14 protein-coding genes are annotated in these 21,144 nt (G+C 62.2%); 1 reads left to right on the forward strand and 13 read right to left on the reverse strand.

Annotated features, from left to right (window positions below; all coding sequences use genetic code 11):
* Positions 1 to 14: 14 nt before the first annotated feature.
* From FO013_RS06490 to FO013_RS06525, 8 genes are all read right to left on the reverse strand, one after another.
* Positions 15 to 1,232: a phosphoglycerate kinase gene (locus tag FO013_RS06490; protein ID WP_143921750.1), complete on the reverse strand. Its 1,218-nt coding sequence runs from the start codon at positions 1,230 to 1,232 to the stop codon at positions 15 to 17.
* A complete protein-coding gene (gene gap / locus FO013_RS06495) occupies positions 1,229 to 2,230 on the reverse strand; it encodes a type I glyceraldehyde-3-phosphate dehydrogenase (protein WP_143921751.1) in 1,002 nt (333 codons plus the stop codon). The genes FO013_RS06490 and gap overlap by 4 nt, the downstream gene beginning before the upstream one ends.
* A 9-nt stretch (positions 2,231 to 2,239) precedes the next feature.
* Entirely contained in the window at positions 2,240 to 3,223 is a 984-nt protein-coding gene (gene whiA / locus FO013_RS06500; protein WP_009881375.1) for a DNA-binding protein WhiA, read from the reverse strand.
* A 26-nt stretch (positions 3,224 to 3,249) separates the two neighbouring features.
* Positions 3,250 to 4,245, reverse strand: a complete 996-nt coding sequence (locus FO013_RS06505; RefSeq protein ID WP_143921752.1) for a gluconeogenesis factor YvcK family protein — start codon at positions 4,243 to 4,245, stop codon at positions 3,250 to 3,252.
* Between the two features lies 1 nt (position 4,246).
* Entirely contained in the window at positions 4,247 to 5,143 is an 897-nt protein-coding gene (rapZ, locus tag FO013_RS06510; protein WP_143921753.1) for an RNase adapter RapZ, read from the reverse strand.
* 113 nt (positions 5,144 to 5,256) lie between these two features.
* Positions 5,257 to 7,116, reverse strand: coding sequence for an excinuclease ABC subunit UvrC (gene uvrC / locus FO013_RS06515; RefSeq protein ID WP_143921754.1), 1,860 nt, complete (start codon positions 7,114 to 7,116; stop codon positions 5,257 to 5,259).
* Positions 7,109 to 9,979, reverse strand: a complete 2,871-nt coding sequence (gene uvrA / locus FO013_RS06520) for an excinuclease ABC subunit UvrA (protein WP_143921907.1) — start codon at positions 9,977 to 9,979, stop codon at positions 7,109 to 7,111. Before uvrA ends, uvrC begins: the two co-directional genes overlap by 8 nt.
* A gap of 15 nt (positions 9,980 to 9,994) precedes the next feature.
* Positions 9,995 to 12,520 carry a DEAD/DEAH box helicase gene (locus FO013_RS06525; RefSeq protein ID WP_143921755.1) on the reverse strand — a complete coding sequence of 842 codons (2,526 nt, stop codon included), beginning with the start codon at positions 12,518 to 12,520 and terminating at the stop codon, positions 9,995 to 9,997.
* Positions 12,521 to 12,586: 66 nt separating this feature from the next.
* Here FO013_RS06525 and FO013_RS06530 point away from each other — a divergent pair, with 66 nt between their 5' ends.
* Positions 12,587 to 12,877, forward strand: coding sequence for a YciI family protein (locus tag FO013_RS06530; protein WP_143921756.1), 291 nt, complete (start codon positions 12,587 to 12,589; stop codon positions 12,875 to 12,877).
* A gap of 124 nt (positions 12,878 to 13,001) precedes the next feature.
* Here the strand turns inward: FO013_RS06530 and FO013_RS06535 are convergent, their stop codons facing one another.
* The 5 genes from FO013_RS06535 to rpsA all read right to left on the reverse strand — a co-directional run bounded on the left by FO013_RS06535 (position 13,002) and on the right by rpsA (position 20,994).
* On the reverse strand, positions 13,002 to 14,069 hold the full coding sequence (locus FO013_RS06535; RefSeq protein WP_143921757.1) for a TerC family protein: 1,068 nt from the start codon (positions 14,067 to 14,069) through the stop codon (positions 13,002 to 13,004).
* A 202-nt stretch (positions 14,070 to 14,271) separates the two neighbouring features.
* The gene (gene uvrB / locus FO013_RS06540; RefSeq protein ID WP_143921758.1) at positions 14,272 to 16,404 is read right to left on the reverse strand and encodes an excinuclease ABC subunit UvrB; all 2,133 of its coding nucleotides are present in this window, start codon (positions 16,402 to 16,404) and stop codon (positions 14,272 to 14,274) included.
* 65 nt (positions 16,405 to 16,469) lie between these two features.
* Positions 16,470 to 17,630: a dephospho-CoA kinase gene (coaE, locus tag FO013_RS06545; RefSeq protein ID WP_143921759.1), complete on the reverse strand. Its 1,161-nt coding sequence runs from the start codon at positions 17,628 to 17,630 to the stop codon at positions 16,470 to 16,472.
* 9 nt (positions 17,631 to 17,639) lie between these two features.
* Positions 17,640 to 19,460, reverse strand: a complete 1,821-nt coding sequence (locus tag FO013_RS06550; protein ID WP_143921760.1) for a hypothetical protein — start codon at positions 19,458 to 19,460, stop codon at positions 17,640 to 17,642.
* A 46-nt stretch (positions 19,461 to 19,506) separates the two neighbouring features.
* Positions 19,507 to 20,994 carry a 30S ribosomal protein S1 gene (gene rpsA, locus FO013_RS06555; RefSeq protein WP_069600240.1) on the reverse strand — a complete coding sequence of 496 codons (1,488 nt, stop codon included), beginning with the start codon at positions 20,992 to 20,994 and terminating at the stop codon, positions 19,507 to 19,509.
* Positions 20,995 to 21,144: the final 150 nt, after the last annotated feature.

Consider the following 21,144-nt stretch of genomic DNA (forward strand, 5'->3'; position numbering starts at 1 on the left):
TGTCGTCTTCTTTCTCACGCGAGTGCTTCGAGTCCGGGCAGCGTCTTGCCTTCGAGGTATTCGAGGCTGGCACCGCCTCCTGTGGAGATGTGCCCGAACTCGTCATCGCTGAAGCCGAGTGTGCGCACGGCAGCAGCAGAATCACCTCCGCCGACGACAGTCAGTCGAGACGAGTCGGTGTCTTGCTTGTTGGTCAGTGCCTCTGCCACTGCCTTGGTTCCGGCAGCGAAAGCGGGGAATTCGAATACCCCCATGGGTCCGTTCCAGAAGACGGTGGTCGAGTCTGCGATCACCTCAGCATAGGCTTTGGCCGATTCGGGACCGATGTCGAGGCCCAGGCCCTGCGCACCTGCTTGTGTCGACTCGAGCTCCGCGACGGGGCGCACCCAGTTCTCGGCGTCGGCAGCGAAGGACGCGGCCATCACAATGTCTGTGGGCAGGACGATGTTCGCTCCCCCGCCTTCGGCACGTTTGAGGTAGCCCTTGACGTCGCCGATTCGATCCTTCTCCACGAGACTGGATCCGATATCGTGGCCGAGCGCGGCGAGGAAGGTGAAGACCATCCCGCCGCCGATGAGCAGGTTGTCAGCACGATCGATGAGATTGTCGATGACGCCGAGCTTGTCTGAGACCTTCGATCCGCCGAGGACGACCGTGAATGGTGCCTGTGGCGAGTTCAGCAGTCGATCACTGACTTCGACCTCGGCCCGAACGAGAGATCCGGCATAATGCGGCAGCAGGTCTGCGATGTCATAGACCGATGCCTGTTTGCGGTGGACGACTCCGAAGCCGTCGGAGACGAAGTCATCCGCCAGTGCGGCCAGCTGTTTCGCGAAGGCTCCCCGCTCACCATCGTCTTTTGAGGTCTCACCGGAGTTGAAGCGCAGATTTTCGAGCAGAAGGACTTCACCATCACCCAGTGCCGCTGCTTTGGTCGTCGCTTCGTCACCGACGGTGTCGGCGGCGAATACGACATCGCGACCGATCGCCTCGGCGAGTTCCGGAGCCAGCGGATGCAGCGAGAACTGCGGATCGGGAGCACCCTTTGGCCGCCCCAGGTGGGACATGACAATCACCCGTGCCCCTGCCTCGGCGAGGGACTTGATCGTGCCGGCCGAGGCCAGGATGCGACCACGGTCGGTGATCGTGCCCTCGTCCATCGGCACGTTCAGGTCGCTGCGAACGAGGACCGTGCGGTGGGAGAAGATCTGCGGGTCGTCGTATGTCCTCATTTGTTCCTTTCACCGAGGATGTAGCTGACCATGTCCTTGAGGCGGTTGGTGTAGCCCCATTCGTTGTCGTACCAGGCCACGATCTTGATCTGGTTGCCAAGCGTCATCGTGAGCTGGGAATCCACGATCGCCGAGGCGGTGGTGCCGACGATATCGGTCGACACCAGAGGTGCCGTGGAGTATTCGAGGTACGGCGAGGACTCTGCAGCCTTCGCCAGGATCTCGTTGACCTCCTCGGTCGTGGCACCCTTCTTCGGGGTGAAGGTGAAGTCGATGATCGATCCGGCGGGAACGGGGACCCGGACAGCGAGTCCATCGAGCTTGCCTGCCAGGTGCGGCATCACCTTGCCGACGGTGCGTGCGGCACCGGTTGTCGTCGGGACGATGTTGACGGCCGCGGCACGGGCGCGACGCAGGTCGCGGTGCGGACCGTCGACGAGCATCTGATCGCCGGTGTAGGCGTGGACCGTGTTGAGAAGGCCCGATTCAACGCCGATGGCGTCATCGACGGCCTTGACGATGGTGGCCATGCAGTTCGTCGTACACGAGGCGTTGGAGACGACAGTGTGCTGGGCCGGGTCGAAGTCGGCTTCGTTGACGCCCATGACGAACGTCCCGTCCACGTCCTTGCCCGGCGCCGAGAGCACGACTGTCTTCACAGTCCCGCCGAGGTGAACCTCGGCCTGGTCACGTCGCGTGAATCGTCCGGTGGATTCGACCACGAGTTCAGCTTCGTATGCGGACCAGTCGATCTGCGCAGGATCGGCCTGGCTGAGCACCGCGATGGCGGTCCCATCGACGGTCAGTGAGTCTTCGTCGGCCTCGACTGTGTGATCGAAGCGCGGCCATACGGAGTCATAGGCCAGCAGATGAGCCAGAGTCTGGGTGTCGGTGAGATCGTTGATGGCGACGACCTCGAAGTCAGATGAGGATTCGAGGGACAGGCGGTACAGGGCACGACCGATACGGCCGAAGCCGTTGATGGCGATTCGTCTCATGCCTCGATCTTAGCGATCTTCGAGCATTTCCGGGGTGAGACTGGCCTCTGTGCCCGGAATTCCCAGATCTTCGGCATGTTTGTCGGCAGTCGAGAGCAGTCGCCGGATACGACCGGCGACGGCGTCCTTGGTCATCGGCGGATCGGCCAGCTGGCCCAGCTCCTCCAGCGATGCCTGTTTGTGTGTCACACGCAGCTGACCGGCGTAGCGCAGGTGTTCGGGAACCTCGTCACCGAGGATCTCCAAGGCGCGCTCGACTCGGGCTCCGGCGGCCACTGCCGCTCTGGCGGAGCGGCGCAGGTTCGCATCGTCGAAGTTGGCCAGACGGTTCGCTGTGGCACGGACCTCGCGCCGCATTCGACGCTCCTCCCACACGAGGACGGCACTGTGGGAGCCCATGCGGGTGAGCAGGGCCGCGATGTCGTCACCGTCGCGGATGACGACGCGGTCGACGCCGCGAACCTCGCGTGCCTTCGCGCTCAGGCCCAGCCTTCGGGCTGCGCCGACCAGGGCCAGTGCCGCCTCTGGTCCCGGGCAGGTGACTTCGAGGGCAGAGGAACGGCCCGGTTCGGTCAGGGATCCGTGGGCGAGGAACGCTCCACGCCAGGCGGCTTCGGCATCGGCAACAGAGCCGTTGACGATCGCAGACGGCAGTCCGCGCACTGGTCGTCCGCGATTGTCGACGAGACCGGTCTGGCGGGCCAGAGCACCCCCGTCGCGGGTGACTCGCAGGAGGTAGCGGTTCGAGCGGCGGATTCCGGCGGCGTTGATGACGACGATGTCAGCGTATTGGCCGTAGAGATCCTTGATCTCGCTGCGCAGACGCTTTGCTGCCTGGGCGGTGTCGAGTTCGGCTTCGAGCACGATCGAACCGTTGACGAGATGAAGTGCGGAGGAGAAGCGGAAAATCGCCGACACTTCGGCTTTGCGAGCAGAAGTGCGGGTGATCTTCACCCGTGCCAACTCGTCCTTGACCTGAGCGGTCAGTGCCATTGTTCGTCCTCCTGCAACTGAATTTGCTACCACTGCTCGTCCACGCCGATCCCAGCGTCCACCAACATGTCACGGTAACACGCGGCGAGCTTGAGGGTGTCATGCTGTCCTGCCCGCCGTGAGTGCAGCGGACGGGCCCACAGTTTGGCGTTGAACATCTCACGCGCACACCTCTCGAGATCAGGTTCCACCAGGGTTGCGGCCTCGTCGACGAGCACGTAGCTCAGCTCGAGCGAGGGGGCGTGCCTGTGCAGTGATACGAGGTGTTCGCTGAGACTGAGATCTCTTGTTTCGCCGTCGCTGGAGCTGAGGTTCAACGTGAGGGACTTCACGGCGGAGGATCGCTCGATCGCCTCCGCAAGGGAGGGAACGAGAAGATGCGGCATCACCGAGGTGTACCAGGAGCCGGGTCCGAGATTGAGCACATCCGCCTCAGCGACGGCTTCGATCGTCTCGTGTCGGGCCGGTGGGACCGGAGGATCGAGCCGGACGGTCTCAACATGGCCCAGGGTGGAGGCGAGCACGGACTGCCCGCGCACGACTTGGAAGGAGCCCGGGAACTTCACATCGGCCTCGATCGTCAGTGGGACCGAGGACATGGGCAGAACCCGACCGTGGGCACGCAGCAGCTTGGCCATCCAGTCGAGGCCGGCGACGTGATCTCCATGGATCTGCCACAGAGCCGAGATGAGCAGGTTTCCAACGGAATGTCCGCTGAGCTCTCCGTCGGAGTCGAAGCGGTGCTGGATCACATCGCGCCAGGTCTTACCCCAGTTCCCGTCGTCGCAGAGGGCAGCCAGAGCCATTCGCAGGTCTCCAGGAGGCAGACCGCCGAGTTCGTCGCGGAGCCTGCCGGAGGAACCTCCGTCATCGGCCACCGTGACGACTGCTGTCAGAGACTCGGTGAGCAGACGGAAGGCGCGAAGAGCAGAGTAGAGGCCGTGGCCTCCGCCGAAGGAGACGATCTTGGGTCCCTTGTCTTTGACGGCAGGGATGATCTGCGGGAGATCTTCGGTCTCCATCTCACTCTCTCCCCAGATCACGGTGGCGCACGGTGACCGGAATACCGGTCTGCGCGGCGAGGCTCTTGGCGACGCGTTCGCTGATCGCCACCGAGCGATGCTTTCCGCCGGTGCAGCCGATGCCGATCATCGCATAGCCGCGACCTTCGTGGAGGTAGCCCTGTGAGACCGTGTCAAGGGTCGCGGTGTAGCGCTCGATGAACTCTTCTGCCCCGTTCTGACCCAATACGAAGTCCGCGACATCGGAGTCGAGTCCGTTGTGTCCGCGCAGGTGCGGAATCCAGTACGGGTTGGGCAGGAAACGAACATCTGCGATGTGGTCGGCGTCCTTGGGCAGTCCGTATTTGAAGCCGAAGCTCATCACGGTCAGGCGCAGCAGAGGAGTATCGACGGTGCTGAAACGTTTGCGCACCTGGGTCGAGAGCTGATGGACGTTGAGTTCTGAGGTGTCGATGATGATGTCGGCCCGGTGTTTGAGCGATTCGAGCGCCGAACGTTCACCCTCGATCCCTTCCAGCAGCGTCCCTTCGCCCTGGAGCGGGTGGGGGCGGCGAGTGGACTCGAAGCGTCGGACGAGAACCTCATCGGCTGCTTCGAGGTACAGGATGCGCAGGGACAGCCCCTGATCGAGGAAGTCACTGATCGTGTCTTCGAGCTCCTCATACTTCGCCCGCCCCTTCGAATCGGTGACGATGGCGATCTTGGGCAGAGCCCCATCGGCACGGGCGACGAGTTCGACGAGGGGACGCATCATCTGCGGAGGCAGATTGTCGACGACGTACCAATCCATGTCTTCGAGCACATTGGCCACTGTGGTCCGACCCGCTCCGGACATTCCCGTCACAAGGACGACCTCGATGGGATGGTCGGAGCCGTTCGATTCGGCCTGCGTACTCACACGTCCTCCTTGGGGCTGCGCGGTTGAAGACAGCTGTCCAGAACTACTCTAGAGCAGTTGTCCGCCAGTGGGCGCAGTCCCTGCCGACCCGTCGGTCTCCGAGCACCATGAGATCAATCAGCGAGGGCGGCCGCGACCTTCTCCGCGAGAGCCCGGCCGATGCCCTGAACCTCGCACAGTTCTTCGATGCTGGCCGCTCGCACCTTCTTCACGGAGCCGAAATGGCGCAGCAGCGCGGTCCTCTTTGACTCGCCCAGTCCGGAGATGTCATCGAGCACGGAGCTGGTCATCGCCTTGGCCCGCTTCGATCGGTGGTAACTGATGGCGAAGCGGTGAGCCTCATCGCGCAGGCGCTGCATGAGGAACAGTCCCTCTGAGTTCCGGGGCAGGATGACGGGAAACGGATCGTCTGGGACCCAGACCTCTTCGAGTCGCTTGGCCAATCCGACCACCGAGATGTCGACGATGCCCAGATCGTGCAGCGCCCTGGTGGCCGCCGCGACCTGTGGACCGGCACCGTCGACGACGAGCAGGCTGGGACGGTACCCGAACCGTTCATCGGGTTCATCGGAGCTCATCTGTTCGAGGTAACGGCTGAAGCGTCGTGAGACGACGTCATACATCGACGCCGTATCATCGGTTGCGGCCTCGCCGTGAATTGCGAAGTGACGGTAGTCGCGCTTCTTCACGAGTCCGTCTTCGAACACCACGAGTGAGGCCACGACATTGGAACCTTGGGTGTGTGAGATGTCGATGCATTCGATGCGCAGAGGCGCTTCGGGCAGCGACAGGTACTCCTGGATCTCTTTGAGTGCCGTGCTGCGTGTGGTCAGGTCGGAGGAACGCTTGAGCTTGTGCTGGAGCAGCGCCTCTTTCGCGTTCTTCGCCACGGTCTCGAGAACGGCCTTCTTCTCTCCGCGTTCCGGGACCCGCACGGTGACTCTGGATCCACGCTGTTCACTCAGCCAGCTCTCGAGCGAGTCGATATCGGCAGGGACCGTGTCGACGAGGATCTCGCGGGGAATGGCATCCGCATCGAGACCCGTGTAGGCCTGACGCAGGTAGTCGGTGGTGAGTTCGGCCGGACTGTGGTCGTCAGAGCGTTCGATGATCCAGCCGCGCTGTCCCCGAATGCGTCCCTGGCGGACGTGGAAGACCTGTACCGAAGCTTCGAGCTCCTCGGTGACGAGTGCGAACACGTCGCAGTCTGCGTTGACGGAGAGCACGACAGCTGACTTGTCGAGCACCTTCTGCAGCGCCGTGATCTCATCCCGCAGGCGGGCGGCCCGTTCGTAGTCGAGTTCCTCGGCGGCCGAGGCCATCTCCTTCTGCCGGTAGCTGATGAATCGTCCCGTGTTGCCGGACATGAAGTCAGAGATACTGCGGGCCAGGTCCTTGTGGCCCTCAACGCTGATCTGTCCCACACAAGGGGCGGCGCATTTGTCGATGTATCCCAACAGGCAGGGACGGCCGCTGCGTTCGGCTCGTCTGTACACTCCGGCGGTGCAGGTGCGCATCGGAAAGGCCCGCAACAGCAGGTCCAACGTGTCCTTGATCGCCCACACCTGGGCAAAGGGTCCGAAGTACTTCACGCCCTTACGACGTTTGCCACGGGTGATGAAGGCCCGCGGCACCTCGTCATTCATCGTGATCGCGAGGTACGGGTAGGACTTGTCGTCGCGGAACATGACGTTGAACCGCGGGTTGAATTCGTTGATCCACGTCCACTCGAGCTGCAGCGCCTCGACCTCAGTGTCGACGACGGTCCATTCCACTGAGGCAGCGGTGTGGACCATCGTCGAGGTCCGGGGATGCAGCTGCGCGGGGTTCGAGAAGTACGAGTTCAACCGATTGCGGAGATTCTTCGCCTTACCGACATAGATCACGCGCCGGTCGGGGTCGCGGAATTTGTAGACCCCGGCCGAGGTCGGAATGCTGCCCGTGGCCGGGCGGTAGGACGCTGGATCAGCCATCGAGCATCGCTTTGAGGAATCGCCCGGTATGACTCTTCTTATTGACCGCTACCTCTTCCGGCGTGCCCTGGGCGATGATCTTTCCACCGCCTCGTCCGCCCTCGGGGCCCAGGTCGATGACATGGTCGGCGTTGCCGATGACATCGAGGTTGTGTTCGATGACGATGACCGTGTTGCCCTTCTCCACGAGCCCCTGCAGTACATGCAGCAGCTTCGAGATGTCCTCGAAGTGCAGTCCGGTGGTCGGTTCGTCGAGTACGTAGGCGGTGCGACCGCGGGACCGCTTCTGGAGCTCCGCCGCGAGCTTGACTCGTTGGGCTTCACCACCGGAGAGAGTGGTTGCGGGCTGGCCGAGGCGAACATAGCCCAGCCCCACCTCCACCAGGGTGTTGAGGTGTCGGGCGATGGCAGGGATCGCGGCGAAGAACTCGGCACCCTGTTCGATAGGCATCTCGAGCACCTCGGCGATGGACTTGCCCTTGAAGGTCACTTCGAGCGTCTCGCGGTTGTAGCGGGCTCCCCCGCAGACCTCGCAGGTGACGTAGACGTCGGGCAGGAAGTTCATCTCGATCTTGATCGTGCCGTCGCCGCTGCAGTTCTCGCAGCGTCCTCCCTTGACGTTGAAGGAGAACCGCCCCGGCTGGTAGCCGCGGATCTTCGCCGATTCGGTCTCTGCGAACAGACGCCGGATGCGGTCGAAGACCCCGGTGTAGGTCGCCGGGTTCGACCGTGGAGTACGGCCGATCGGTGACTGGTCGACGTGGACGACCTTGTCGAGGTTGTCCAGACCGGTGACTCGCTTGTGTCGGCCGGGTACCCGAGAGGCACCGTTGAGGACATTGGCCATCTGGGTGTAGAGGATCTCGTTGACGAGGGTCGACTTGCCTGAGCCGGAGACACCGGTGACGGCGGTGAGCACACCGAGGGGAAACGAGACAGAGACGTCCCGGAGGTTGTTCTCGACGGCCTTCTCAACCGTGACGACACGGTCTTTGTCCACGGGCCTGCGGGTGGTCGGGACCTGGATTGCTCTGCGTCCGGCGAGATAGTCACCGGTGATGGAGCGGTCTGCGGCTTTGAGACCGTCGACGGGCCCCGAGTAGATGACCTCTCCCCCGTGCTCGCCCGCACCTGGACCGATATCGACGATCCAGTCGGCCGAATAGATGGTGTCTTCGTCGTGTTCGACGACGATGAGGGTATTGCCGAGCTCCTTGAGCTTGTTCAGAGTCTCGATGAGTCGTCTGTTGTCGCGCTGGTGGAGACCGATCGAGGGCTCGTCGAGGACGTAGAGGACCCCGACGAGGCCGGAGCCGATCTGTGTGGCCAAGCGGATGCGCTGGGCCTCACCGCCGGACAGCGAGCCAGCGGGCCGGTCAAGGCTGAGGTAGTCGAGCCCGACGTCGAGGAGGAAGCCAAGGCGTGCGTTGATCTCCTTCATCACCTGAGCCGCGACTGCCGCATCACGAGAGTCCAGTTCCAGCTGAGAGAGGAACTCGGCGGATTCGTCGAGGGCCAGCTCGGAGACCTCGGCGATCGATTTTCCGCCGACCTTGACGGCGAGGATCTCCGGTTTGAGTCGGGCACCGTTGCAGCTCGCACAGGGAATTTCGCGCATGTAGGATTCGTAGCGTTCCCGCGACCATTCCGACTCTGTTTCCTCATGCTTGCGCTGGATGTACTGGTAGACGCCTTCGAATCCGGTGGAGTAGGTGCGTTCGCGTCCGAACCGGTTCTTGTATTTGACGTGGACCTTGTAGTCCTTGCCGGTCAGGATCGCGGTTTTGTCGGAGGTGCGCAGATCCTTCCATGCGGTCTTCATATCGAAGCCGAGTTCGTCGCCAAGACCTTTGAGGAGGCGGTTGAAGTACTTCGTCACCTGTTTTCCGCCGGCCCAGGGAGCGATCGAACCCTCGCCGAGACTGAGGTCCTCATCGGGAACGACGAGTGACTCATCGACCTGGAGCCGAGTGCCGATGCCGTCACAGGTGGGGCAGGCACCGAAGGGCGAGTTGAACGAGAATGTGCGGGGTTCGATCTCGTCGATCGCCAGCGGGTGTTCGTTCGGGCACGACATGTGCTCCGAGAAGGTTCGGGTCACACCTTCGTCGACCAGCTCGACATCGATGCGACCGTCGGCCAGGCCCAGCGCAGTCTCGACTGAGTCGGTCAGTCGAGGTCGCAGACCCGACTTCGCCACCAAGCGGTCGACGACGACGGAGATCGTGTGCTTGTACTGCTTCTCCAAGGTGGGAGGTTCGCTGAGGCTGATCTGCTCTCCGTCGACGATGGCGCGAGAGAAGCCCTTGGCCTGCAGCTCGGTGAAGAGGTCGACGAACTCGCCCTTGCGGGAGCGGACGATGGGAGCCAGCACGAGGAACTTCGTCCGCTCCTCGAGTTCGAGCAGCTGGTCCACGATCTGCTGTGGAGTCTGCTTCGTGATGATCTCACCGCACACGGGGCAGTGCGGCACGCCGATTCGAGCCCACAGCAGGCGCAGGAAGTCATAAACCTCGGTGATGGTGCCGACCGTGGAACGAGGGTTGCGGGAGGTCGACTTCTGGTCGATCGACACCGCCGGTGACAGGCCCTCGATGAAATCGACGTCGGGTTTGTCCATCTGGCCCAAAAACATTCGGGCGTAGGAGGACAGGGACTCGACGTAACGGCGCTGCCCCTCGGCGAAGATCGTATCGAAGGCCAACGATGACTTCCCCGACCCCGATAGACCGGTGAAGACGATCATGGAGTCGCGGGGCAGGGCGACCTCCACGTTCTTGAGGTTATGGGCGCGTGCGCCCTTGACCCACAGAGTGTCGAGATGTGACACGCCTGCCGACTGCTCACCGCTGTTAGTTTTCATCACCTGACCACTGTATTACTCGGCACTGACATTGCTTGAATGGGGACGGGCGCTGATCTCTCCGACCGCGAGGATTCGGAGCACGATGTCTCCGGCTTCGTCGCTTGCCGGCACGTCCACCTCGGCGTCGATGGCCCAGTCCCTGTTGTCATCGGGATCGGCCAAGGTCTGACGGACGGTCCACGTCTGTGAACCAGGTTCGATCGAGATATATTCCTTGCCTCTGGCCTTCCCATCGGTGAGGAGGTCGCCGTACTCCTCGTAGAAGTCTTCGATCGCGTCCTCCCAGGCTGTGGCGTCGAAGCCGCTGTCGGCGTCGAGGCGGCCCAGTTCCGTGTAGTCGGCACGCTCGGCCAACAGCACCCGGTGGAACAGGGCATTGCGCACTTCGGCGGTGAAGACTCGCTCGTTGTCTGAGAACTTGCGATCGAGGTCGGGCAGCTCTTCGTCGGCGAAGTCCGTCGGGGACAGCCCCTGCAGGGTGCGCCATTCGTCGAGCAGTGACGAGTCGGTGCGGGCGATCGTCTCCCCCAGCCATTCGATGATGGTCGAGAGCTCGTCCGTCCTGTCGTCGGCGGGCACATTGTGTGTCAGCGCGCGGAACACGTCGGTGAGGTAGCGAAGGAGGCTGCCCTCAACCCTGGTGAGACTGTAGTAGCTGACGAACTGGGTGAAGCCCATCGCCTGTTCGACCATGTCGCGCACGATCGATTTCGGTTCGAAGTTCCCCGCTCGCAGCCATGGGTGCACCTCGATGAAGTGTTCGAAGGCGGGATCGAGGACATCTGCCAGAGGCTTCGGGCCTTCGATCTCGTCAAGGATTGCCATGCGTTCGGGGTATTCGAGGCCGTCTGCTTTGAGTTCGGCCAAGGTGTCCTTCTTGAGCCGATCGAGTTGGCCTTTGAGGACGGGAAACGGCACCGGCGTGGTGGATTCGACGAGCGAGACAACATCGAGGGCATAGGTCTCTGACTCCGGGTCGAGCAGTTCGAGTCCGGCGAGTACGAAGGGCGCCAGAGGCTGGTTGAGGGCGAACTGGGGCCCCAGGTCGGTGGTCGGGACCAGTTCGTCTCCCTTCGCTTCGATGAGGCCGGCATCGATGAGAGAGCGACCGATGCTCAAGGCTGTGAGTTTGAGGTCGAGGTGACGTTCCCGGCTTTCGTGGGTTTTGTCGATGAAGGCGCTGATCGTGGCCACGTCCGACTTCGGGCGGGCGACGAGGTTGAGGATCGTCGAATGGTCGATCTTCATACGCGAGCGCAGAGATTCGGCCTGGGATTCGATGAGTTTGGTGTAGGTCTCCTCCGACCATCCGACGAATCCGGCCGGGGCTGATTTCTTCTTGACCTTCTTCTTTTTCTTGTCCGCATTGGCTGCCTTGGCCTCTGCCCGCATGTTCTCGATCACATGTTCGGGCGCCTGCGCGATGACGTAGCCGCGGGTGTCGAACCCCGCGCGACCCGCGCGGCCTGCCAGCTGTTGGAATTCGCGGACGCTGAGTTTGCGCATCTTCCGGCCGTCGAATTTCGTCAGTCCTGTCAGCAGCACAGAGCGGATGGGAACGTTGATGCCCACGCCGAGCGTGTCGGTGCCTGAGATGACCAACAGCAGACCCTTGAGTGCGAGCTGTTCGACCAGACGGCGATATTTGGGCAGCATGCCCGCGTGGTGGACACCGACGCCGTGCAGGAGCAGCTTGCGCAGGCTCTGTCCGAATCCCTTCGCGAAGGTGAACCCCTTGATGGCTGCTGCGACCGCGGCCTTCTGTTCCTTCGACGCCAGATCGACGGACAGCAGACCTGTGGCCAGATCGATAGCGCCCGCCTGGGAGTAGGACACGACATAGACGGGAGCTTTGTCGTTGCGCACCAGGGAGCGCAATGTGTCAGAGAGTGTCTCGGTGGAGTACTCGTACTCGAGCGGAACCGGTCGGGTCGCCGAGGTGACGACTGAGCTGTCGCGGCCGGTGGTCTCTTCCATGGTGCGACAGATTTCACTCGTGTCGCCCAGCGTCGCCGACATGAGAACGAACTGCGCCTGTGGCATCTCGAGCAGGGGCACCTGCCAAGCCCATCCGCGGGAGGGATCGGCGACATAGTGGAATTCGTCCATCACGACCATGCCTGCGTCGACCATTCCGCCTTCGCGCAGAGCCTGGTTCGCTAGGATCTCGGCCGTCGCACAGATCACGGGCGCATCCCCATTGACGGTGGAATCGCCGGTGATCATACCGACGTTCTCCGCGCCGAAGGCGTCGATGAGAGAGAAGAACTTCTCGCTCACCAGCGCCTTGAGCGGGGCTGTGTAGTACGCCCTGATCCCGCGGGTGAATGATTGGTAGAGGGCGAACAGTGCCACGAGGGACTTGCCCGAACCTGTGGGAGTGGCCACGATCGTGTTGTCGCCGGCCAAAATGTTGAGGATGGCTTCGTCCTGGGCGGGATATGGTTCGATTCCCAGCTCTTCGCAGTAGTGGCCGAACGCCTCATACACTGCATCTTCATCAGCGAATTCCGCTGGGATCTCCTGCAATCGCACCACAAATATGCACAGACCTTTCCGTTTAGACTGATGTCCATCCTATTGATCGAACCTCAGGAGTTTCAGATGCCGGTTTTCGCTGTCAACTATGTCTATGGACCAGATACCGACGCCCGGATGGAGTCGCGACCTGCACACCGTGCGTGGCAGGCCGATCTGTACGAAGCCGGAACCGTTTTGGCCTCGGGCCCATTGGACGATGAACCGGTTCCCGGAGGTCTGCTATTGCTGCAGGCCGCCGACCGCAAGGAAATCGACGCCCTTCTGGCGAACGATCCCTATGCTTCGATCGGTGTCATCGACGAGACGATTGTTCGGGAGTGGACCCCAGTCTTCGGTCCGTTCTCCCAAGACTGAGCCTGAACTCAAAGGCTTGAGTCTTCGAGGCTTGAGCCTCGGGCCACATGGCCCACGTGCGCGGGTGTCCCCGTTCGGGAGGACACCCGCGCACAGTCGCACCTGCGGCAGCAGGAACGGTCGCTCAGTCCTGCGAGGCGTCTGACTCCGCGGAGCTGGAGTTCGAGCTGCGAATGGGGATGCCGTCCTTCTTCATCTTCGCCAACGAGGCGAGTGTCGCCACCACCATGGCAAAGACGATGAAGCTCAGCGACAACCAGGTGGGCACCTCGGGGATTGCTTTGCCCCAGGACAGGAACTCCCAGTCCGATTCGTGCAGCGCATGGATGAAGAGCTTCACACCGATGAAGGCGAGGATAGCCGCGATTCCGTAATGGAGGTAGACGAGCTTGTCAACGAGTCCTCCGAGCAGGAAGTAGAGCTGGCGCAGACCCATCAGCGCGAAGACGTTCGCGGTGAAGACGAGGAACGTATTCTGTGTGACGCCGAAGATCGCCGGAATCGAGTCGAGGGCGAACATGACGTCTGTGGACCCGATCGCGATGAAGACGATGAACATGGGCGTCCAGTACTTCTTGCCCTCGATCGTCACGCGCAGGCTGTTGCCGTGGTACTCGTCGACGACGTTGATCCGTTTGCGCAGGAGTCGGATGAGACCGTTCTCTCCGTCGCCTTCGTCCTCATTGCTGAATGCCTGACGGAAGGCGACGATGAGGAGGAAGATGCCGAAGATGAAGAAGACCTCGACGAAGGCGGTGATGATCGCGGAACCGGCCAGGATGAAGATGCCGCGGAAGACGATGGCGATGATGATGCCCACCATCAGGACTTCCTGCTGATATTTCCGCGGAACCGAGAAGCTGCCCATGATGATGATGAACACGAACAGGTTGTCGATGCTCAGCGAATATTCGAGCAGCCAGCCGGTGAGGAACTCACTGCCGTGTGTTGAGTCCCCGATGGCGAAGAGCGCGCCGGCGAAGATGATGGCGAGGCCGACGTAGAAGGCGACCCAGATGCCCGCTTCCTTCATCGACGGAGTGTGGGGCCGCTTGATCACGAGAAGCAGGTCGAAGACGAGGATCGCAACGACGATGATGCCAGAGGTGATCATAAACCACGCGGGGATGGCGGACTCACTCCCGGCCGCGGCTTGACCGCCTGCTGCGAGTGTGGAGGACAGGATATCCATGGATGCCTTTCAAAGGTGTCAGTGATGTATCCGTGCCGAAAGTCTCTCCCACGCTATGACCACTGTGACAGTGGCGGCGTGCGCTCCGTGCCCGGACCCTCTGAGGGATCGTGGTGACGAGCACGGATGGACGGGATACTCCCTTTCGCCAGCCACACCAGTATAGTCGTGCGGATGCTTGTGCCTGAGCACGTGGGTCGAATCAGGCGTGCCCGGCCTGCTTCATCTGCCGCAGTTCCTTCTTGAGATCCGAGAGTTCATCCCTGAGACGGGCAGCGAGCTCGAACTGCAGCTCCGCTGCCGCCGTATGCATCTGCGAGGTCAGGGACTCGATGAGCTCGGTCAGATCGGCTGCCGGTGGGCGCAGGGAACCGGACGTGCCTGCTGCCTGACGCTGTTCGTCGGTGAGCGTCGAGTTGTACCCGCGTTTGCCCTTGCCGTAGTCGAATTCGGTGAGGAGCTCACGCGTGTCCGCGTCCTCTCGCTGCAGCCGTTCGGTGATGTCGGCGATCTTCTTGACCAGCGGCATGGGGTCGATGCCGTGTTCCTTGTTGTGCGCAACCTGTATCTCGCGTCGACGGTCTGTCTCGTCTATGGCCTCACGCATGGACCGTGTGATGGTGTCGGCGTACATATGAACCTGGCCGTTGATGTTGCGAGCCGCGCGACCAATCGTCTGGATCAGGGAGGTGGCCGAACGCAGGAAGCCCTCCTTGTCAGCATCGAGGATGGCCACAAGGGAGACTTCTGGCAGGTCGAGGCCCTCACGCAGAAGGTTGATTCCGACGAGGACATCGAACTCGCCGCCCCTGAGCTCTGTCAGAAGTTCGACTCGGCGCAGGGTGTCGACGTCCGAGTGGAGATACTGCACTCTCACATCGTGTTCGAGGAGGTAGTCCGTGAGATCCTCGGCCATCTTCTTCGTCAGCGTGGTGACCAGGACTCTTTCCTGAGCGTCGACGCGAGTTCTGATCTCGTCGAGCAGGTCGTCGATCTGTCCCTTTGTCGGCTTGACGACGATCTCCGGGTCGACGAGACCAGTGGGTCGGATGATCTGCTGGACGTATCCATTCGCATTTCCGAGTTCGAAGTTGCCCGGAGTCGCCGACAGATACACGGCCTGTCCGATGCGTTCACGGAACTCGTCGAACTTCAGTGGCCTGTTGTCCATCGCGCTGGGGAGTCGGAATCCGTGTTCGACCAGCGTGCGCTTGCGCGACATGTCGCCTTCGTACATGCCGCCGATCTGAGGGATCGTGACGTGGGATTCGTCGATGACGAGGAGAAAGTCCTCTGGGAAGTAGTCGAGCAGACAGTTCGGTGCCGAGCCGGCGGGACGTCCGTCGATGTGCCGGGAGTAGTTCTCGATGCCTGAGGTGAACCCCATCGACTCCATCATCTCGAGGTCATAGGTGGTGCGCATCTTCAGGCGTTGGGCCTCGAGGAGTTTGTTCTGCGATTCGAACTCGCTCAACCGCGTCTGCAGTTCGTTCTCGATCTCGCTGACGGCTCGCCCCATCCGATTTTCACCGGCGACGTAGTGCGAAGCGGGGAAGACGTGGATCGTCTCCTCTTCCCGGACGATCTCGCCTGTCAGAGGATGCAGCGTCTGGAGAGTTTCGATCTCGTCGCCGAAGAACTCGATCCGCAGGGCGAGCTCCTCATACTGCGGGATGATCTCGACGGTGTCGCCTCGGACGCGGAATGTGCCACGCGTGAATGCCATGTCGTTGCGTGCGTACTGCATCGATACGAAGCGTTTGAGGAGCTCGTCGCGGTCGCACTGTTCTCCCCGTTTGAGGGTCACCATCCGATCGACGTACTCCTCCGGTGTGCCCAGGCCGTAGATGCAGGACACGGTGGAGACGACGACGACATCTCGCCGCGTCAGCAGAGAGTTCGTCGCGGAGTGGCGCAGTCGTTCGACCTCATCGTTGACCGAGGAATCCTTTTCGATGAAGGTGTCGGTCTGCGGGACGTAGGCCTCGGGCTGATAGTAGTCGTAGTAGGAGACGAAGTATTCGACCGCGTTGTTGGGCAGCAGCTGCCGGAACTCATTGGCCAGCTGCGCGGCCAGAGTCTTGTTCGGTGCCATGATCAGGGTTGGTCGCTGAACCTGTTCGATCAGCCAGGCTGTGGTCGCGGACTTGCCTGTACCGGTGGCGCCCAGCAGCACGATGTCCCGCTCTCCCTGGTCGAGGCGCTCCGAGATCTCGGTGATCGCGGTGGGCTGATCGCCGGATGGAGAGTATTCGGAGACGACTTCGAACGGGGCGACTGTGCGCGTGACATCGGGCCTGTGGCCGATGGCTGGCAGGGGACGTTCTGAGCTCATGGTCCAACACTAACCCTCGCCCATGACACAGTGAATTGTTGAACCGAGACTCCGCTGTGAACTGCTCAGTCGAAGCTTGCTGGGACGAGCCGTCGGCGCATCGTCAGGAAGTACGGTTCCTTCGCGTCCGCGTATCCCGCGGTATGCGCATCGCGGGCGTGGTCATCGGCCAGAGTTCGCTTCACCAGTGCGTACCTCTCGCGTTCAGCTGAGTCCGTGCGCATCAGTTCGACGAATTCCCGTGCGAAGACGGCACCGACGGAATCCTCGGTTCGGACATGAAGATTGACAGCCCGCCCCGGGTCCGTGTTCGCGTGGAATCGTTTGGACTCAAACTGCCCCTCGCCGAGGTTGTCGACCGCGTCATCGCCCGGATATCCCAGATCGGCCAGAGTGGCAGACAGTGCACGTGCGGTGTCGAGATCGGGCACGAGGAGCTGCAGATCGATGACGTCCTTGGCCGCCAGGCCGGGAACTGCTGTGGAACCGATGTGGTCGATGCGGAACTGTGTGCCGATGCCGTGGTGCAGCTTCGCGATGATCCGCTGCGCCTGCATCGGCCAGTCATGATCGGTCGCGTCGACGAGCTCGACCGGCCCCCGGGCCGCACGACGCTGAGCTTCCAGATTGGCTGCGAACGGCAGGAGGCGGTCGTCGACGAGGCGCGCAACTCGGGCCTGCGTCTGGCTGACCGACCCGGCATTGTCGATGATCACGTCGCAGACTGCATAGCGATCTTCGTCGTCGGCTTGCCGTGCGATACGCGATTCGGCATCGGCGCGGTCCATGCCGCGGGCACTCATCAGACGCTGCAGCCGGAGGTCGGACGGAACGTCGACGAGGAGATTGAGGTGATAGGCAGGGGTCATCGCATTCTCGACCAGCAGCGGCACATCGTGGACGACCACCTCGGCGTCGGAATGCCTGGCGAAGTGCTCGAGGGTGCGGTCGCGGATCGCGGGATGCATGAGTGCGTTCAGCGCAAGGGTCGACTCCTCGTCGACGAATGCCGCTGCTGCCAGCTGCGCCCGGTCGAGCCCGCCGCCGTCGGCGATGACATCCTCACCGAATCTCTCGGCAAGCTCCTCGAGCAGGGGCTCGCCCGGCGCGACGACCTCCCGGGCGATCTTGTCAGCATCGATGATCACAGCACCATGTGCGGCGAGGATCTCGGACACGGTTGACTTCCCTGCACCGATTCCACCGGTGAGACCAATTTTCAGCATGAGCTCAGCCTAGCGATTCAGAGGGTAGACCAGTACCCCGTCGTCGGCGAAGGAAGGTCTTCCGAGACTGGCGTCGAGGAAGTCCTCGTATTCTCCGGGCCCGCCGGGCAGGAGCGGAGCATCCGGGGCGATGACCACGTAGTCGACTCCTGAGCCACGCAGCTCATCGACGGCAGCGTTGACCTCACTGCTGTCAGGATCAGGGAAGGGTGCGTCCGAGTACACCGTCTCGTGCAGCAGCTCGTCGAGAGCGTCCTCGGGTGCGACATATGTCACTGCCGCATCGGGACTCGAACCGATGAAGTAGCCGCCCGTCTCCCGATAGTGGAAACCGCTCACAGACTGCCACACCATGGCTTCATCGGCATGTGGTTCGGCCCAGGCCAGGGGGCGGGGCACGGTCTTGACGACGGCTCCGGCGGGAACCGCCTCGGCGATGGAATCGGTGTAGAAGTCGGGCACGTAGACCTCACGTGAGTTCTGCACGCCGGGAATCACGCAGACCGCGGCGACCGCCAGCAGGCCCAGCAGACCTTGGGCGAAGCGCCTCCGAATATGGTCGAGTGCCCATTGCAGTCCGCAGCCGAGGATCGCGAACAGTGCAATCGTCGAATGCAGGACCAGGCGCATGGGAAGGATGTTGTTGAGCACCGGTATGGCTTCGACGAGCGCGAAGGGACCGGTCTCGAAGACGGCCGCCCCGTTGAAGAGGACCGGTGAGCCCAGTGACAGGACGAAGACCAGGAGTCCCGTCGTCGAGGCGATGCGCAGAATCGTCGCATACCTGGGGCTGCGGACGAGGCAGATGACGATGATGGCAGCGGCGATGAGTGCGGGAACTCCGACGTAGGCCCCGAGCTCAGCAGCATCGATGTCCATCACGCGCGGGATCGGCGATGAACCGAACCCGAGAAGGGTCGGACCTGCGGGAATGATGGGATCGAGCAGGTCTGTGTTCCATACTCCGTGCGGTCTGATCGCACCGTCGGGAGCGTTCGGTCCGCGCATCGTGAGCAGGAGGGGCAGTGCGATGAGCAGGGCAAGTGCGGAGCCGAGCACACCCCCCAGCGCCAACCGCACCCAGCTGGTCAGCGTCCGGGCCTTCCGTCCGAAGACGGCGATGCCCGCCAGCAGACACAGCGCGGCGATGAAGGTGCCGGCGAGGACCTCGGTGGAGACGTAGAACTGGAATCCCAGGACAGCTCCCAGGCCGAGGCTCAGCGTCCAGAACTCACGGTTGAAGAGTACAGACGAGGGCGCGCGAAACAGCAGTCGGATGATGATGAGTGCCACCAGCGGTGGTGCCACGGCGAATGCGAGGTTGGGATGGCCTGAAGTCTGGGCGATCACGTAGCTGGAGAAGCCAACACCGCCGGCTGCGACGAAGGCGGGGATTCGGGTCAGGAAATGCGTGAAGAGTGCCGCGGTCGCGAGGCTGACCAGGACCGGGATGGAGATGATCAGCAGGTTGTAGCTGACGATGGGTCCGGCCGCCCAGGTGACGGGGGTCAGAATCAGGGCCAGTCCGGCCAGGGACGTGTTCCAGGCACCGTTGACACCACCGTTGAGGGTGTTCATCGCCTCCGTGTAGAGAAACCCGTTCGCTGTTCCCGATGGGGTTCCGTCGGTGCCGAAGCCCAGTTGGGTGGCGACGATGTCTGCCGCATGCCCGAGCCACCAGATGAAGAGTGACGAGTCGTCGTTGCCGGCGGCCACCTGCCCTCCGGGATCGGCGGCGACCTGCCCGAACACGCAGATGCTGGCGACAGTGAGCAGCAGCGCGTACCACAGCCATGGTCGGGCTCGCTGTCGCAGAGTGGATGCATACACAAAGGGCTCCCGATCAATCGACCGGGAGCCCTTGTGAGTGCTGTTATCAGCTGCCTGCAAGCTTCTCACGCAGAGCTGCGAGAGCTTCATCGCTGGCCAGTGTTCCTTCGTCGCCTGCCTCTTCCGAGGAGAACGATCCGGTGGCTGGTGCAGCTTCGGCAGGAGCGCTGCCGGCCTCTTCGGAGCCTGCTTCGGCATCCGCAGCGATGGCCTTGGCGACCTGCTTCTTGTGCTCTTCCCAACGCTCCTGAGCGGCAGCGTACTGCTGCTCCCAGACCTCGCGCTGTGAATCGAAGCCTTCCATCCACTCGTTGGTCTCGGGATCGAAGCCTTCTGGGTACTTGTAGTTGCCGTCTTCGTCGTATTCCTGCGGCATGCCGTAGAGGGCAGGGTCGAGGAATTCGTCGGCCTCGGGGTCGACGCCCTCGTTCGCCTGCTTCAGCGACAGCGAGATGCGGCGGCGTTCGAGGTCGATGTCGATGACCTTGACGTAGATGGTCTCGTCAACGGAGACGACCTGTTCCGGCAGGTCCACGTGGCGAACTGCGAGTTCGGAGATGTGGACGAGGCCTTCGATGCCGTCTTCGACGCGCACGAACGCACCGAACGGAACCAGCTTGGTGACCTTGCCGGGAACGATCTGGCCGATGACGTGGGTGCGAGCGAAGTGCTGCCATGGGTCTTCCTGAGTCGCCTTGAGCGACAGGGAGACGCGTTCGCGATCCATATCGACGTCGAGCACCTCAACGGTGACCTCGTCACCGACGGTGACGACCTCACCTGGGTGATCGATGTGCTTCCAGGACAGTTCGGAGACGTGAACGAGTCCGTCGACACCACCGAGGTCGACGAATGCACCGAAGTTGACGATCGAAGACACGACGCCGGGACGGACCTGGCCCTTCTGGAGGGTCTGCAGGAAGTCGTGGCGGACCGCGGACTGGGTCTGCTCGAGCCATGCGCGACGAGACAGAACGACGTTGTTGCGGTTCTTGTCCAGTTCGATGATCTTGGCCTCGACCTGCTGGCCGATGTAAGGAGCCAGATCGCGGACACGACGCATCTCCACGAGGGAAGCAGGCAGGAAGCCGCGCAGACCGATGTCCACGATCAGGCCGCCCTTGACAACCTCGATGACGGTACCGGTGACAACACCGTCGTCTTCCTTGATCTTTTCGATGTCGCCCCAGGCGCGCTCGTACTGCGCACGCTTCTTGGACAACATGAGTCGGCCTTCTTTGTCTTCCTTCTGAAGAACGAGGGCTTCGATTTCGTCCCCGACCTCGACAACTTCGCCGGGATCGACATCATGCTTGATGGAGAGTTCTCGCGAAAGGACGACGCCTTCCGTCTTGTATCCGATGTCGACGAGCACTTCGTCGCGATCGACCTTGACGACGGTGCCCTCAACGATGTCGCCATCGTTGAAGTACTTGATCGTCTCGTCGACTGCGGCGAGAAAGTCCTCAGCGGTTCCGATGTCGTTGACAGCGACCTGCTTCGGCTGCACCGATTCCGGCGTGGTGGTGGTCATATAGGTTGGGACTCCGATGGAATTATGGTCCAGATCCGATACTCTGAGGCGATGCTGTGAAACAGCCCGAGAACTGGATCCGGTCTCGATTACGATTTTGGACATGTATGCATACGCGCATACGGTTGTCAATACTAGCATCATCCATGG

The sequence above is a fragment of the Brevibacterium aurantiacum genome (genome assembly GCF_007558825.1).
GTDB classification, from domain to species: Bacteria; Actinomycetota; Actinomycetes; order Actinomycetales; family Brevibacteriaceae; genus Brevibacterium; species Brevibacterium aurantiacum_A.